Raw genomic sequence first — 14,389 nt, forward strand, 5'->3', positions numbered from 1 at the left:
CGGATTTCCGGCAGTTTTGAGGGTAGCAAAAGATGTTTGGCCCACCTGGGCTCCATAATATCAACATGGCAGTCTAACCCGTTTCTCATCCGCACAGAAGATTTTCCTAAATCGCCCCGCCTGACTGCCGTATTTTATAGTGAACGTCACATTCAGAACCCGAAAGAAGCAGTAGAGACAATGACAACCGCGACACAAAATTCACAGGGAACACTTGCCGCACTGGCCGGGCAAATCGTATCGGTTTTTGGCAAGGACGGAGACCGGCGCAGCGGGCATGAGCAGGAGCCCAAAACCGAAACCGTTGACAATCCCGGTGAACTGGACCGCATTGGAGCATTTCTGACGACAGTGGATCTGGAACCCACGCCGACAAACTACACGCTGGCCTGGGAATATCATTTTGGGACAAATTTCACGCTGCGCTGTGCCACGGAAGAAATTCTGGGCCGGGTTGGGCATCTCACATCCGAACAGGTGGACGAACTGCTTGCCAAGCATAGCGAGACGATGAGCTCCGACGGCATTCAGCAGCTGGTCAATGAAGGCAAGGACCTGATCTCGACCGGTGAGAAAACATTGAGCAAATCGCGCAATGACAGCGCCGAATATGGCGTGGCCTTGCAGGAAAGCCTCGACTCAATGGATCCCGATGACGAGGGCTGGGCTTCACGGTTCGAAGCCCTGCTGCAAATCACCAACGCCATGGTGGATCGCAGCAAGAAAGCGGAGAAAAAGCTGAAATCCGCCAGCCAGCGACTGACCCAGATGAATGAAGAATTGCAAAAGGCCAAGGAAAGCGCGGAAGTGGATCAGCTGACGGGACTGAACAACCGCCGGGCTTTTGAACGGCATTTTGCTGCCGCTGTCGAGCGCTCCAACAAACATGCCAGCAATCTTTCCGTGGCCTTTGTTGACATTGATCATTTCAAGCAGATTAATGACACGCACGGGCATGATACAGGCGATCGGGTGCTTGTGGAAATTGCCAAGCAGCTGAACAAGATGGCCAATGGCAGCTGCCACGTGGCGCGTCACGGTGGCGAAGAGTTTGTGCTGCTCTTCGAAGGCAAGAATGCCAGCGAAGCGCGGGAAATTGTCGACAATTGCCGGGAGCATACCGCCAGCCGATCGCTGACGAATCGCGAGACGAAGAAACCCATCGGATCGGTGACTTTCTCTGCCGGTATTGCCAGTCTCAACAACAAGACCGGTGCCCGGGAATTGTTGAGAAATTCGGACATTGCCCTCTATTATGCCAAGCGGCACGGACGTAACCAGGCCGTTATTTTCGACGAGATTCCTGCTGAAGAGGAATGAGCGAAAGGCATGTTTCGACGCCTGATCGCGAAACTGATCGCAATTGAAACGGTCGCCGATTTTTCACGTTTTATTTCCGGGGTTTATCAAACGGGCATGAAACAGACTTCTCCTGTGGGCAAATTTCGGTTAACCTTTGGCCGTGATGGGGCAATCGGGTGTAAAGCAGCTGTCGGAAAAGGAGAAAGTCGTTCTGCGACTGCTTCTGCGCGGCTATGATGCGAAGACCGCGGCCTATGAACTCGACATCACTCCCAACAGCCTCAATGAGCGCTTGCGCTCGGTTCGCAAGAAACTGAACGTCACCAGCAGCCGCGAAGCTGCCAGAATTTTCGGGGAAAGCGAAAAAAATAGCCCCAAAAATTTTGGGTACAAAGAATTTGGTATTGCTGAAAAGCCTGAATCTCCGCCAGTCCATGCGATGTCTGAAGCACAGACACAAATTGGGCACGACACGAAAATGCCTTCGTCATTACGGGAAATGCAGGCTCCTTACGAGTTTGCTCCCACCAGTCGAAGCATGGCCTGGTCGATCCCGTTTCTTAGGCAAGGAGATGTCGGCAACGATCTGAGCAAGCGCGAGAGGCTCAAAGCCATTGCAGATCTTACCACGAAGCTCGCAACGACCTTCGCCCTGATCTGTCTGGCAGCAGTTTTGATCAGCACACTCATCAGCCGGACCTGATATCTCCTGAGACAAAGCAGCGGCCCTGCAAGAGGCCGTACAAGGAGTATCTATGTTGAACGAACGCAAGAGAGCAGCCGCCCCCATCGCCAAAAGTATCAACGAAGTGGAAGCCTCACTCAATGCCACGATGAAGCATATGGGAGAGCTGATGAGCAATATCGCCAATGCCAGAATGGCTCCGGGGACCCGTATGCCCCTCACCGCTGGTATGGACGCCTCGGAAAAGCTGCTCGATGCAGCCACCGGCGTGACCCAGACATATCGCACTGTCGTTGAAGCCCATGCCGACCTGGCGCAAGATCAGGCGGATATTGGTCTCAAGGCCGTCAGTTGGGGTGATAATCACGAATGTCCTCCGATGGGCGATGCCGAGGAACAGCCCGCGCCTCAGCTTCGCGCCGTCTGAACTGACGGAATGCTGGTCATGTCTTGACCCGGTCGATAATCTTTGGTCGGATCGGGACATGACCAGGATCCAGTTTTTTCTCACGCTCTTTTGGACAATCAATGCCTACGCGCTGGTGTGGGGTGGAAAACCGGAACGGATTGCCGTCGCGATTTTTATCCCCGGACTATTTCTTTCCACCCTGGCTGTTTCTCCGCTGGCGCAGCGATTTGGAAATGTCGAGTTTGGGATATTGTTGGTAGATCTGGCCATGCTGATCGCGTTTGTGACCATGGCTCTTTATGCAGAAAGATTTTGGCCATTATGGATGAGCGCCATGCAGGTAATACAAGTGATCTCGCACTTGCCCATCATTTTCATTCCCGAACTGCTCCCGCAGGCCTATGGGGCAGTAATCGCAATCTGGAGCTATCCCATGCTCATTCTGCTGGCAATCGGGACTTACCGGCACCAGCAGCGGCTAAAGAAATTCGGGGCCGACAAATCCTGGAGCAACTCCTAGCTTCTGCGCTTGTCGAAGAGCCCGGGATACTCGCCAGCGATCTGCTCCGGCGTTACGGGTCATTATCTGCAGTTCTGGTAGCCAGCGCTGAAGCCAAGGGCGACGATCCGCAAATGGCCTTTCTGGCGCTGGTACAGGCTGCCCTGGCCGAAGCCCTGCGGTCGAAAATCGAGGGACGTCCGGTCATCTCGGGATCCGATGACCTGATCCACTATCTCAAGGCCCAGATGGCCCATCTCGATACGGAGCAGATCCGGGTCCTCTTCCTGGACGTCCGAAACCATTTGATCTGCGACGAGATCATGGCGCGCGGCTCGGTAGCGGAAGCACCGATCTACCCGCGGGAGATCCTGAAACGGGCGATCGTCCTGAATGCATCAGCAATCATTCTGACCCACAATCATCCGTCGGGAGATGCTACTCCGAGCCGTGATGACATTTTAGCGACGAAACGCCTGAAGAAGTCGGGTGACGAGCTGGGGATCACATTGCACGACCATGTCATATTATCGTCCAGCGGCTGGTCGAGCCTGAAAGAGCTGGGATATGTCTAGCGCCCGAAACAATTCAAGAACAGCGGGAATCTAGTTCGTGGGGGACCTGATCATCATGACCAAAAGGAATGACAAGGAGGCTGCATCCCTTGCAAGATTTGCGCGGATGCTGATTTCGGATCGGAGAAAACGGGAGGAACTGTTTCCCCCGCTGCTGTTCTCTGATCCGGCATGGGACATGCTGCTGGATCTGTTCGCTGCCGAGGCCGAGGGAAAGAAAATCAGCATCACAAGTCTGTCCATCGCATCTGCCGCGCCGCAAAGTACGGCACAGAGATGGATCGATACGCTGGTCGAGAAAAAGCTGATCCGGCGTGAACCGGATCCGGTTGACAAGCGGCGGATATATGTCCGTCTCTCCAATTCAGGATATCAAAACATGCGTGACTATCTGGGTGAACTCACGCAGCAGTGGCACGGATATGCTGCCCAGTCGCCCGGACAAAACAGCTGATCAGGAACCGTTTGTGTTCGTTCGCAGCCTGAGCGTTGACAAAGCCTCATCCAGCTTGGCTGCCGGCAGATAGGCCTGCGCCCCGTCCAGCAGCGCCAGGGCCTCTTCCATCAACTGATCTGCTTCCGACAATAGGGACTGGCGATCTGTTGGAGACTTGCGTTCGGTCATGGCGCAGGCTTTCGCTGTGTGGCCAGCGCAAGGGATCGCTGCTCGCCTTTTCGCCATTCCAGCGTCACTGCCATGCGGCGATTGCGGGAGTCATATTTGTCGCTGGTGTTAAACGGCTCTCGATCCGCCACACCTTCGATGCGGGAGAAACGTCCCGAAGGAACGGCATTTCGGATCAACGCTGCACGTGTCGCTTCCGCGCGTGCGGCGGACAGTTTCCAGTTGTTCATGGTCTTGCCCGACGCATAGGGCAGGCTGTCCGTATGTCCGCGAACGATAATGTCGTTGGGCATGTCCACAACGGCATTGCCGATCTCCCGGATCAGACGTTCGGCCTTGGGGGTTAGAATGTCGGTAGCGAGCATGAACATCGAGAAATCTGCCTGATCGACCAGATCAATCCGCAACCCGTCCTGGGTTTCAACAAAACGCAGGTTTTTGTAGAGTTTTGCGCCCTCTTCGGACCGTTCCAGTCGTTCCTTCAGCTGGCGTTTCAGCTGCTCGAACCTCTCGCGATCCCGGTCAATATCATCCTTTCCACCCCTGTCATTGGTTCCGGTGGAGTCCCGGGGGATGGTGATGGAGCGAGTGCCTGTCTGCGATGCTTTTGAAGGATAATTGTCCTTGGATGTCAGGGAGTCGCCCCCAAACATGCCATTGGAACCCGCACTGGCCTGCTTCATTTCCACGAGCGTGGGTGTGAAATAGTCGGCGAGCGCCTTGCGCTGTTTTTCGTCAGTCGCGCCCAGGAGCCACATCATCAGGAAGAAGGCCATCATTGCCGTTACAAAGTCGGCATAAGCCACTTTCCAGGCGCCGCCATGGTGCCCGCCATGGCCCTCTTCGATGATCTTCTTGACGATGATCGGCTGGGGAGGCGGTTCATTCTGTTTGCCCTTGGCAGCCATGTCTAGCGTCCCCTCATGCCGTCAAACACTTCGGCAAAGGCTGGCTGATTGGCATGGGCCAGGCTCGACCGGGCCGCCTCGATGACGAGCGGTTGCGGATGGCCGTGTAGGCTGGCGATGATGATCTGCTTGACCATCTGGTAAATGGCGGCATCGCTTTCGATGACCTGCTTGCAGCGGTTCGCCAGAGGACCAACCAGGCCATAGGCCAGCAAGACGCCCAAAAAGGTTCCGACCAGAGCCGAACCGATCATCGCGCCCAGAACATCCGGTGGCTGGTCGATCGCGCTCATGGTTTTGACGATACCCAGAACAGCGGCAACAATCCCCAGTGCTGGCAACGCATCGGCGAGGCCCTGCAGGTTGTCCGCCGGTTCAATCGCTTCGTGATGATGAGTCTTGAGGCCATTGTCCATGACGTCTTCCACCGCGTGAATGTCCAGCGTGCCCGAAGAAATGACCACCAATCGCAAGGTGTCGGCAATCAGGTGCACCAGGGTCTCGTCCTCGAGCAATTTCGGGAATTCCCCAAAAATGGCTGAACTCTGGGGATCTTCAATATGTGGTTCGACGGCCACCGGCCCGTCCGTACGGAGCAGTTTCATCAGCTTGGAGACAAGGAAGATGCAGTCGAGAAAGTCCTCTTTGACATATTTCGGGCCCTTGAAAACCTTGGTCACGCCGCCCATCAGCGCTTTCAGCTTGGGGCTGGAGTTGCCGATGATCAGCGCACCGATGGCGCCGCCCCCAATGATGGTCATTTCCACAGGCAAAGCTTTGAGCACGGGGCCGATATCACCGCCCGAAATGATGAAGCCCCCAAAGACCATTACAATCAGTACAACAAGGCCTATGGCTGGAAACATGTCGGTTTTCCCCGGTCAAAATGGATCTGGTCTTCCCGCTGGAAAACCGGAAAAAGTTCTAATTCACTAGGGAATAACGGCATTTGCCGCGGGACTTTTAGGTTGAGATGCGATTAACCGAGATAATCAAACAATGTCCGCTGTTCGATCTGTCCATAGACGGCCTGTGCGGCCTCCAGATTCACCAGCAGGGACTGGATCCGGGAAATGGCTTCGCTCAGATTCGTGTCTTCCAGCGCCGAACGGCGTTCGGTCAGCGTGATCGCATTTTCCTCCAGATAGGAACGGGCGCTTTCGAGGCGATTACCGACAATTCCCTGTTGGGCGATCATGTCGGTGATCCGGTTTTCGACATTGCGAAGCGGCTGGAATGCATCTGTGCGATCCTGCGCGGTGCCGCTGCGAACGGCCGCTATGGTGTCCGTGATGATCGTCTCAAAGTCCGAGAATCCACCATTTCCGAGGGGAATATTCTCTGTCACGGTCTGGATGCTGGGTGCCGAAATTACCAGGATATCTTCATTGATCGGGATTTCCAGCGGTGGTCCGTTCTGGAAAACGTCTCCGCCAAAGCTGTCCTTGACGGCGAGACTGTCGCGAAATGTGTTGAGCAGCCCTTCCATTTCGATCGCGATCGTCTCGCGATCCGCCTGGCTGTAAGTGTCGTTATTGGCCTGAATCAGCAGTTCCTGCATCCGGATCAATCCGCTGGAAATCGAGCGAAGCGACGTTTCGGCGCTGCCGGCCCGCGTTTCGACCCGGCCGATATTGGATTGCCAGGCGCTTTCATCTGCCTGACGCCGGGCGATGTTGGAGATTTCCAGCCAGGCCGCCGGATCGTCCGACGGCTGGTCGATCTTTTGTCCGGTGCTCACTTCCTGCTGCTTTTCGCTGATGATCCGCGAGATATCGAGCTGCTGCTGAATGGCGTATGGGGCGCGGTTGCGGTTAACGGATTCCATGGTCACTTCCTGCTGATCAGAATATGTTCAATACCGACTGGGTGGTTTCCCGGGCGACCTGAATCACACGTGCAGCCGCCGAATAGGCCTGCTGCAGACGGATGAGATCGGCTGCCTCGCGGTCGAGGTCTACACGAGATACATCATCCCGGGCGCGGCTGGTATTGGCATGAAACGCGGTCGCGGCTTCTTCAGCACCGCGCGCGGCATTGAGGCCTATGGCATGGTTGCCGACCAGAGTCGTCCAGGCCTGCTCGCTGCCGCCTGGGCCGCGATAACTGGCCAGTGCGAGAATATTCCCGTTGGCGGCGCCTCCTGGTGCTGCCAGGGCAAGATCCGCGGAATCCTCGCTGAGCACCGCGATGGTCGAGGCATCTCCGCTCATCGACAGCAATGGTCCGCCAGCGGCGCCAGCATCGGTTTCCCCGGCCGCCTGCCAGGCATTAATATCATCCACATAGGTCTGCGCCTGCGTTTCCAGATTCTGCTGACGCAAAACCAGAGTCTGCGCCGAGGTGCTGAGCCCTGCCAGCGCGCCGTCAGAAGGTGCGGCGACGGCGGAACCGTCAATCGCCAGGGCGAAGCTGCCATCCGCATTGCGGCTGATCGAAGCCGTGGCGGGATTGTTGACCGTCACGAGAGGCTGGCCGGCATAGGTCACACTGGCGACCCCTTTGTCGCCAAAGCTGATTTCGCCGTTCAGCTGTTCCGTGATCACTGCCAGAGCAGTGTCCCGCTGATCGAGCAACGAGGCCTGGGAGGCCGTCCCGTCGCGTGATTTCAGCAATTGGAAATTGACTTCGGCCAGCTGGCTCATTGCGGTATTGAGCTTGGCCGTTTCCTGTTCGGCCGACTGATAGATCAGGTCGGACGTCAGGGTCAGGCTCTGCGAAGTCCGCTTGAAGGCGTCTGCGGTCTCCTGGATGTCCGCCATGAAGGTCTGACGCAGGGCATTGTCAAACGGCGCCGCCGCGAGCTGTTCGCCGCGGCTGAACAGCTGTGTCAGTTTTCCGCCAACATCCTGACCACCATTGCCGAGGTCCGATTCAATCGCACCGAGCCACTGGGCAGTAACTTCGGTCCGGATCAGGGCGCTGCCACTTTGCCGGACAGAAGCTTCGAGAAATTCGTCGGCAGAGCGGGCGATGCCGACAATGCGGACACCATTATGTTCCTTGCTGGTGGTATAGAGCGGGTTGGTCCGGCCGGTCAGCGTCGCATCGGCGAGCTGTGTCGAGCGGCGGACATAGTCCGGATTCTCAGCATTGCTGATATTCTGCGAAACGGTCGCGAGCGAGTGGGTAAAAGCCTTGAGCGCCCCTTGGCCGATGGCAAACAGGTCATTCATCATCATATCCAAATTGCTTGAGCATCATGTCGGCCAGGCCCAGTGCCCCTTTCGAGGCCATGTCGTCTGCAAGACGGCTATCCGCCATGTCGCGAAACTGGTCACCGGCTGCGCTGCCGAACAGGTCATCACCGAGCGATCCGGCGCGCATGGTCGAAACCAGTTGCCGGGCAAAAATCGCTTCAAAGGCCTGGAGAGCCGCTTTCAGTTCCGCCTTTTCCTCGGCCTGTGCGGCCTTGTCCGCCGTCGCACCGGCAGACGGGTCGAGGGGAGGCCGTGCAGGGGTGAGGGACGCGTGGGACGCGGCCATTTGTGCTGCGGGACCGGGAATATTGGTCATATGATGATCAACTCCGCTTTGAGTGCGCCAGCCTGTTTGAGCGCGTCCAATATGGCAGCCAGATCGCCAGGCGTGACGCCGATGGCGTTGATGGCTGCAACCATTTCCGACAGCGAGGCACCGGGTGCCAGTTCGAACATTGGAGCGGTTTTTTCTTCAATCGTGATTTCGCTCGATGGTTCGACGGCAGTTTGGCCCCGACTGAAGGGTTCAGGTTGTATAACGGTCGGGTTCTCGTCCACTTTAACGGTCAGTTTGCCGTGACTGATCGCTGCCGGGCTGATCCTGACGGCACCATTGATCACAACGGTCCCGGTGCGGGCGTTGATGATGACGCGTGCCGGTGCGTCGGCCGGAGTGACCTCGATATTCTCGATCAGCCCCATCATCATCATCCGCTCATTGCCAGATGCCGGAGCAGAAATGCGGATGGACACGCCATCGCTCGCCTCGGCCCGGGCTTCGGGGAACTTCTGATTGATTGCCTCGGCCACACGAAGCGCGGTTGTCAGGTCAAATTCGGAGAGATTGAAAGTCAGATAGGGCGACTGGTTGAAACCGGTGTCGACGGCGCGTTCAACGGTGGCACCGCCGGCAATCCGTCCGACCGAGGGAATATTGACCGTGGTCCGGGACCCGTCGGCAGCCCCGACGCCAAGCCCGCCAACGGCGAGATTGCCCTGGGCCATGGCATAGACCTGTCCATCCGCGCCATAGAGCGGCATCATGATCAGAGTGCCGCCGCGCAACGACTTGGCCTTGCCGATCGCCGACACTGTGACGTCCAGCCTTTGACCAGGTTTGGCAAATGGTGGCAGTTCCACGGTCACCATGACCGCAGCCGCATTTTTGAGCGAGGGATTAATGCCGGGAGGCAGGGTCAGGCCGAAACGATTGGCCATGCCTTTCACGCCGAGCGTCGCATATTCGAGGCTGTCATCTCCCGTGCCCGGCAAGCCGACCACCACGCCATAGCCAGTCAGCTGGTTGGCGCGCAGGCCCTGGAAGGTGCCCAGATCCTTGATCCGCTCGGCCATGGCCGGCGAGGGGAAGAGCAACAGGGCTGCCATGAAGATGGTGATCAGGCTGATGATCCGGTTTGAAAAAAGTCGAGCCACAACGGTTCTCCCGATAGGGGGTTAAAACGGACTGATGGCGGAGAAAAAGCGGGTCAGGAAACCCTGCTTGCTGGCGGTCGCAATTTCGCCGGATCCGCCATAGATGATCCGGGCATTGGCAACGCGGCTGGAGGCTATGCGGTTGTCCGGGCCGATATCGGCGGCACGGATGATGCCGCTGATCCGGACCTGCTCTTCCCCGCGGTTCAGCGTCATCAGCTTTTCGCCGCGCACCAGCATGGTGCCATTGGGATAGACTTCGGCGATGGTCACACTGATCTCGCCGGTCAGCGCATTGGATTGCTGGGCCTGGCCATTGCCACTGAACGAGGAATCGCTGCTCAGCGCAATATCGCTGGGCGAGAATAACGAAAATGGCCCGGTGGTCGGAGGAGTGAGGCCGAAGTCGCTCGATTTTCCGGTCGTGGCGCTGTTCGACTTTGTCGCCTGGGTGCGCTCCACCAGGGTAATGGTGACAAGATCCCCCACCTGTGCGGCTCGCGCGCCGCTGGTGAGCGGTGCGTAGCCGTTGACCGCCTGGAATATCGCGCCATTTGCCACTGCGGGAGCCGGGGCGGGCTGTGCCAGAACCGGGGCATAGGCCGGGTTCGGACCGGTCGCTCCTCCGCCCAGACAGGCGGACAGGCCAAGCAGCGGAATCCCGGCAGCGAGGGCGGCGAATTTGGTTGGGAAAACAGTCATGTCATGAACCTTTTGCTAAACTCAGAGTTGCTGATTGACGAACTGGAGCATCTCGTCGGTGGCCGAGATCATCTTGGAATTGACCTCATAGGCGCGCTGGGTCTCGATCATCGTCACCAGCTCCTCGACAATGTTGACGTTGGATTGCTCCAGCGAGCCCTGGCGAAGGCTGCCTCGCCCTTCGAGACCGCCGGCACCAACAATGGGATTGCCGCTTGCACCGGTCTCAACCACGAGATTGTTGCCGATATTTTGCAGGCCGGCGCTGTTTGCGAACGTCGCAAGTTCCAGCTGCCCCAGCTCGGTCGCTTCGGTCTGTCCGGCAAGCGTCGCCGAAATCGTGCCGTCGCTGCCGATTGTCAGTCCGGTCGCGTCCGGGGGAATGGTAATCTGCGGCACCACGGGCAGACCTTCGGATGTGACCATCGTGCCTTCGGGGGTCAGGCTGAAATTGCCGGACCGGGTATAGGCGTTGCGTCCGTCCGGCAGCTCGACCTGGAAATAGCCGGCGCCTTCGATCGCGATGTCGAGCGCATTGCCGGTGATCTGCAGCGAACCCTGGGTGTCGATCCGGGCGGTGCCGGAGACTTTCACGCCGGTGCCGAGTGACAGGCCGACGGCATAGTCATTTTGCGCATCTGCTTTGGCACCCGGGGTGATCTGCTGCTGATAGGCGAGCGTTTCGAAATTCGCCCGGTCGCGCTTGAATCCGGTTGTGTTCACGTTCGCGAGGTTGTTGGCAATCACCCGCATTTTCATGTTCTGCGCGTCCAGCCCGGTTCGGGCGACCTGTAATGCTCCGTTGCTCATAATCTGTCCTTTCCGTTCTGAATCAGGCTGTTTCTAGGTCGGCATGCTCATGATGCGCGCGCCGCTTTCGTCGAGATCCTTGGCCGTTGTCAGCAGCTTGACCTGGGTCTCCCAGGCGCGGCTGGCTTCAATCATGTCGACCAGCACGGCAGACATGTTGACATTGGATCCTTCCAGTGACGCGGCCGTCAGCCGCGCGTCCGGATCGCCGGGTAAAATCCCGCCATCCTTCACCCGGAAGAGCGTGTCATTATGCTTGATGATATCGCTGCCCGCCGGGCTGGCCATTTTTAGCCGGTCGAGCTCCTGGGGCTGGCTGGCATCCCCACCGCGCGGAACAATGAAGATCGCGCCGTCGGAGCTGATGTTGATGCTGTCATTGGGCGGGATCGTGATCGGTCCGCTTTCGCCCAGCACCGGATGTCCGTCACCGGTGACCAGCAGGCCGCTGTCGGTCGTCTGCAGATCTCCGCGCCGTGTATAGGCTTCATCGCCGTCCGGTGCCTGTACGGCCAGGAGAGCATCTCCATCCAGCGCAATGTCCAGCGGGCGACCGGTAGATTTCACGGGTCCGCCGTTCATGTCAGCCGTCAGGACGCTTTCTTTCGACAGGGCCCGGCTGTCATGTGTCGGGCCATCGAGATACCGGGCCCTGGCATTGACCACTTCCGCGCGAAAACCGATCGTGTCGGCATTTGCCATGTTATTGGCAATAGCCGTCTGGCGGTTCATGATACCGCGCATCGCGCTCAGGCTGGTGTGGATCATCTTGTCCATGCTGTCTCTCCTGTCGGCGGTTAGCCGGCGGCGCGCAGATCGGGAACCAGACCGATCAGGGCGCCGCCGCACTCGAGGAACCTGCTAAATCAGACCTGCAGGTTCACGATTGTCTGGGTCATGTTGTTGGCGGTTTCGATCGCCTGGGCATTGGCCTGGAAATTCCGCTGCGCCGAGATCAGGGAAACAAGTTCCTCCGTGATATCGACATTCGCGCCTTCCAGGGCACCCGAACGGATCGAGCCAAGCGGGCCGTTGGCCGCCTGGTTGATTACTGGCGGGCCGGAATCTCCGGTCGACTGCCAGTGCGCATCACCGATCGGACGCAGGCCTTCAATGGCGGTAAAGCTGGCCATTGCCATCGCTCCAAGGGCAATCTGGTTGCCGTTGGAAAATGTGGCGGTCACCGTGCCTTCATTATTGACGTTGATATTGGACAAAATGGCTGTCGCGTCACCGGGATCGGTGTCGGGCAGCACAAAGTCAAACGCGTCCGCCAGATTGGTCGAGGTAACGGCGCCATTGGCATCGACCGGCAGCAATTGTGCAATATTGCCGAGTGTGTCGACCACTTCGCGATCAACATTGACCGCAAAGGCGCCATTGCGGGTAAAGCTGGTATCCTGGCGAGGCGGCTGTCCGCGCACCATGAAAAAGCCGTCACCGGCGATCGCCATGTCGAGCGTTTTGTCGGTGGACTCCAGGGTCCCCTGGGTGAATTGCTGGGTAATGCCGTTGAGCCGGACACCCTGACCCGCAATCATCTTGGTTGACTGGGTCGGTGCAGAGGCAAACAGGTCACCGAAAATCGCGCGGCTTTTCTTGAAGCCGGTCGAGCTGGTATTGGCGATATTGTTGGATATCACCGACAGGCTCGTCTGCGCCGCCTTCAGGCCACTAAGTGATGTAAAAAATGACATAGTCTACTCCTTTGATAGTTGAGTTTTGTCGCATCATCCGAGGCGCAGTGCCTCTGAAGGATCAAAATTGCCGACAGGCGTCACCAGTTTGGCATCCTGTCCGCTGGCGGGTGAGGCAACGGATGCCACCGGCACCCAGGTCGCCAGATCGGAAATCTGGCCGCCATTCACGCGGACACGCAGGCGTCCGAGATCGGTATTTTCAGTATCGAACGAAAAAGCGATCGGGCCTGCTTTCTGGGCGCCCAGCTCGACATACTGGACAATCTCGCCGCTGCTGTTCAGCAGGTCGATGGACAGGCTGTCCGTGTCTTCATTGAGATTGAATTCGCCGCCATAATTTCCGTTGGTGTCAGCAACCGCGAACTGGCCAGGCACAAGAATGCTATGCCCTATCCAGCTCGCCGTGTCAGCGAGCCGGCTGGAATTCAGCGAACTGGCGATAGCTTCAAGCGACTCCTTCATTTCGGTGATCCCGGTGCTGGTCGAGATCGACGCCATCTGGGCAACCATTTCCTGGTTATCGACCGGCTTGAACGGGTCCTGGTACTGCAGCTGGGCAGTCAGAAGCTTCAGGAAAGACTCCTGGCTCAACTCGCTGTTGCCGGTCGCATTGGCCGGCTGGGCCAGCGTGAGATCGCTTGGAATATTACTGGTAATTGACGTCATTTTGCCATCCTTATGGTTTCGAGAATGAGTGATTTGGCGGTTTGCATCACCTGAACATTGTTCTGGTAGTGTCGGGCGGTCTCGAGCATGTCGACAAGCTCGGCGGCTTCATCGACGCCGGCTTCCCAGACATATCCCTGCTCATTGGCGAGCGGGTTGTGCGGATCATGTTTCTTGACCGGTTTCATGTCGGACTGGACAACTTCGGCGACATCGACCGTCGCCACGCCAGCGCGGTCATAGGCCGTCTGGAACACGGGCTTGAGTGAACGAAACGCATCTTCTTCATTGCTGTAGACGGTGCGCGCGTTCGCGAGATTGGAAGCGGTGGTGTTGAGCCGCGTCAGATTGGCTGACATGGCGCGACCGCTGATATCAAAAATGTTCATCGGACCCGACATTGTCATTCTCCTTTCAATGCGCGCTTGATGCCGTTCACCCGGCTTTCGAGAAAAGAGAGCGTGGTGCGGTACTGCACGGCATTTTCTGCAAACAGGGTCTGTTCTGTCGAAAGTTCGACCGTGTTGCCGTCCATCGATGGCTGCAGCGGCGTGCGATAACCGGAACTTGTCGCCATGATCTGGCTCATCGATTTGCCCTGGTCGGTCATCGCCATGGCTTTTTCAAAATCGAGATCGCGCGCCTTGTATCCGGGTGTTCCGGCATTGGCGATGTTGGAGGCGAGCATGTTGAGCCGCTGGGATCGCAAGGCGAGTGCGGTTCCGTGGATGCCAAATATCTTGTCTGCACCGGGCATATCAATCGTCCATTTCCTGGCGAGCCTCTGCTCGTCCGCGTTAAATCTTTCGCTTCTCCCGCCGTTTTTGCTTGTGTGGCACGAGTAGCCCCAACGAACATGCAAACGGTGTGCCAG

At 57.7% G+C, this 14,389-nt stretch carries 20 protein-coding genes; 6 read left to right on the top strand and 14 right to left on the bottom strand.

Annotated elements, in window-relative coordinates; all coding sequences use genetic code 11:
• The first annotated feature begins 180 nt into the window (after positions 1-180).
• From BUQ90_RS05585 to BUQ90_RS05610, 6 genes are all read left to right on the top strand, one after another.
• Positions 181-1,320 (top strand): GGDEF domain-containing protein, encoded by a 1,140-nt coding sequence (locus BUQ90_RS05585; RefSeq protein WP_074204080.1) that lies wholly within the window; start codon positions 181-183, stop codon positions 1,318-1,320.
• Positions 1,321-1,465: 145 nt separating this feature from the next.
• Positions 1,466-2,005 carry a helix-turn-helix transcriptional regulator gene (locus BUQ90_RS05590; RefSeq protein ID WP_074204081.1) on the top strand — a complete coding sequence of 180 codons (540 nt, stop codon included), beginning with the start codon at positions 1,466-1,468 and terminating at the stop codon, positions 2,003-2,005.
• A gap of 52 nt (positions 2,006-2,057) precedes the next feature.
• Positions 2,058-2,414 carry a hypothetical protein gene (locus BUQ90_RS05595; protein ID WP_074204082.1) on the top strand — a complete coding sequence of 119 codons (357 nt, stop codon included), beginning with the start codon at positions 2,058-2,060 and terminating at the stop codon, positions 2,412-2,414.
• A 58-nt stretch (positions 2,415-2,472) separates the two neighbouring features.
• Positions 2,473-2,916, top strand: coding sequence for a hypothetical protein (locus tag BUQ90_RS17845; protein WP_074204083.1), 444 nt, complete (start codon positions 2,473-2,475; stop codon positions 2,914-2,916).
• A gap of 26 nt (positions 2,917-2,942) precedes the next feature.
• Entirely contained in the window at positions 2,943-3,470 is a 528-nt protein-coding gene (locus BUQ90_RS05605; protein ID WP_239447391.1) for a JAB domain-containing protein, read from the top strand.
• A 55-nt stretch (positions 3,471-3,525) separates the two neighbouring features.
• Positions 3,526-3,924, top strand: a complete 399-nt coding sequence (locus BUQ90_RS05610; RefSeq protein WP_143182732.1) for a MarR family transcriptional regulator — start codon at positions 3,526-3,528, stop codon at positions 3,922-3,924.
• On the opposite strand, the gene BUQ90_RS17665 is transcribed toward BUQ90_RS05610, so the two are convergent.
• From BUQ90_RS17665 to flgB, 14 genes are all read right to left on the bottom strand, one after another.
• Positions 3,925-4,095 (bottom strand): hypothetical protein, encoded by a 171-nt coding sequence (locus BUQ90_RS17665; RefSeq protein WP_159437033.1) that lies wholly within the window; start codon positions 4,093-4,095, stop codon positions 3,925-3,927.
• The gene (locus BUQ90_RS05615; protein WP_074204086.1) at positions 4,092-5,003 is read right to left on the bottom strand and encodes a flagellar motor protein MotB; all 912 of its coding nucleotides are present in this window, start codon (positions 5,001-5,003) and stop codon (positions 4,092-4,094) included. The genes BUQ90_RS17665 and BUQ90_RS05615 overlap by 4 nt, the downstream gene beginning before the upstream one ends.
• Before the next feature lie 2 nt (positions 5,004-5,005).
• A complete protein-coding gene (gene motA / locus BUQ90_RS05620) occupies positions 5,006-5,869 on the bottom strand; it encodes a flagellar motor stator protein MotA (RefSeq protein ID WP_074204087.1) in 864 nt (287 codons plus the stop codon).
• 113 nt (positions 5,870-5,982) lie between these two features.
• A complete protein-coding gene (locus BUQ90_RS05625) occupies positions 5,983-6,831 on the bottom strand; it encodes a flagellin (RefSeq protein WP_074204088.1) in 849 nt (282 codons plus the stop codon).
• A gap of 16 nt (positions 6,832-6,847) precedes the next feature.
• The gene (gene flgK / locus BUQ90_RS05630; RefSeq protein WP_084192503.1) at positions 6,848-8,185 is read right to left on the bottom strand and encodes a flagellar hook-associated protein FlgK; all 1,338 of its coding nucleotides are present in this window, start codon (positions 8,183-8,185) and stop codon (positions 6,848-6,850) included.
• Positions 8,172-8,519 carry a rod-binding protein gene (locus tag BUQ90_RS05635; protein ID WP_239447358.1) on the bottom strand — a complete coding sequence of 116 codons (348 nt, stop codon included), beginning with the start codon at positions 8,517-8,519 and terminating at the stop codon, positions 8,172-8,174. Before BUQ90_RS05635 ends, flgK begins: the two co-directional genes overlap by 14 nt.
• Positions 8,516-9,589, bottom strand: a complete 1,074-nt coding sequence (locus tag BUQ90_RS05640) for a flagellar basal body P-ring protein FlgI (protein ID WP_239447392.1) — start codon at positions 9,587-9,589, stop codon at positions 8,516-8,518. Before BUQ90_RS05640 ends, BUQ90_RS05635 begins: the two co-directional genes overlap by 4 nt.
• A 69-nt stretch (positions 9,590-9,658) precedes the next feature.
• Positions 9,659-10,339, bottom strand: a complete 681-nt coding sequence (locus BUQ90_RS05645; protein ID WP_074204090.1) for a flagellar basal body L-ring protein FlgH — start codon at positions 10,337-10,339, stop codon at positions 9,659-9,661.
• A 21-nt stretch (positions 10,340-10,360) separates the two neighbouring features.
• Entirely contained in the window at positions 10,361-11,149 is a 789-nt protein-coding gene (gene flgG, locus BUQ90_RS05650; protein ID WP_074204091.1) for a flagellar basal-body rod protein FlgG, read from the bottom strand.
• 33 nt (positions 11,150-11,182) lie between these two features.
• Positions 11,183-11,926, bottom strand: coding sequence for a flagellar basal body rod protein FlgF (locus tag BUQ90_RS05655; protein ID WP_074204092.1), 744 nt, complete (start codon positions 11,924-11,926; stop codon positions 11,183-11,185).
• An 89-nt stretch (positions 11,927-12,015) separates the two neighbouring features.
• Positions 12,016-12,846, bottom strand: coding sequence for a flagellar hook-basal body complex protein (locus BUQ90_RS05660; protein ID WP_074204093.1), 831 nt, complete (start codon positions 12,844-12,846; stop codon positions 12,016-12,018).
• Positions 12,847-12,879: 33 nt separating this feature from the next.
• Positions 12,880-13,515 carry a flagellar hook assembly protein FlgD gene (locus BUQ90_RS05665; RefSeq protein ID WP_074204094.1) on the bottom strand — a complete coding sequence of 212 codons (636 nt, stop codon included), beginning with the start codon at positions 13,513-13,515 and terminating at the stop codon, positions 12,880-12,882.
• Positions 13,512-13,922: a flagellar basal body rod protein FlgC gene (flgC, locus tag BUQ90_RS05670; RefSeq protein WP_074204095.1), complete on the bottom strand. Its 411-nt coding sequence runs from the start codon at positions 13,920-13,922 to the stop codon at positions 13,512-13,514. Before flgC ends, BUQ90_RS05665 begins: the two co-directional genes overlap by 4 nt.
• Positions 13,919-14,272 carry a flagellar basal body rod protein FlgB gene (gene flgB / locus BUQ90_RS05675; protein WP_074204096.1) on the bottom strand — a complete coding sequence of 118 codons (354 nt, stop codon included), beginning with the start codon at positions 14,270-14,272 and terminating at the stop codon, positions 13,919-13,921. Before flgB ends, flgC begins: the two co-directional genes overlap by 4 nt.
• Between the last annotated feature and the right edge of the window lie 117 nt (positions 14,273-14,389).

The sequence above is a fragment of the Parasphingorhabdus marina DSM 22363 genome (assembly GCF_900128895.1).
In the GTDB taxonomy this organism is placed as follows: domain Bacteria; phylum Pseudomonadota; class Alphaproteobacteria; order Sphingomonadales; family Sphingomonadaceae; genus Parasphingorhabdus; species Parasphingorhabdus marina.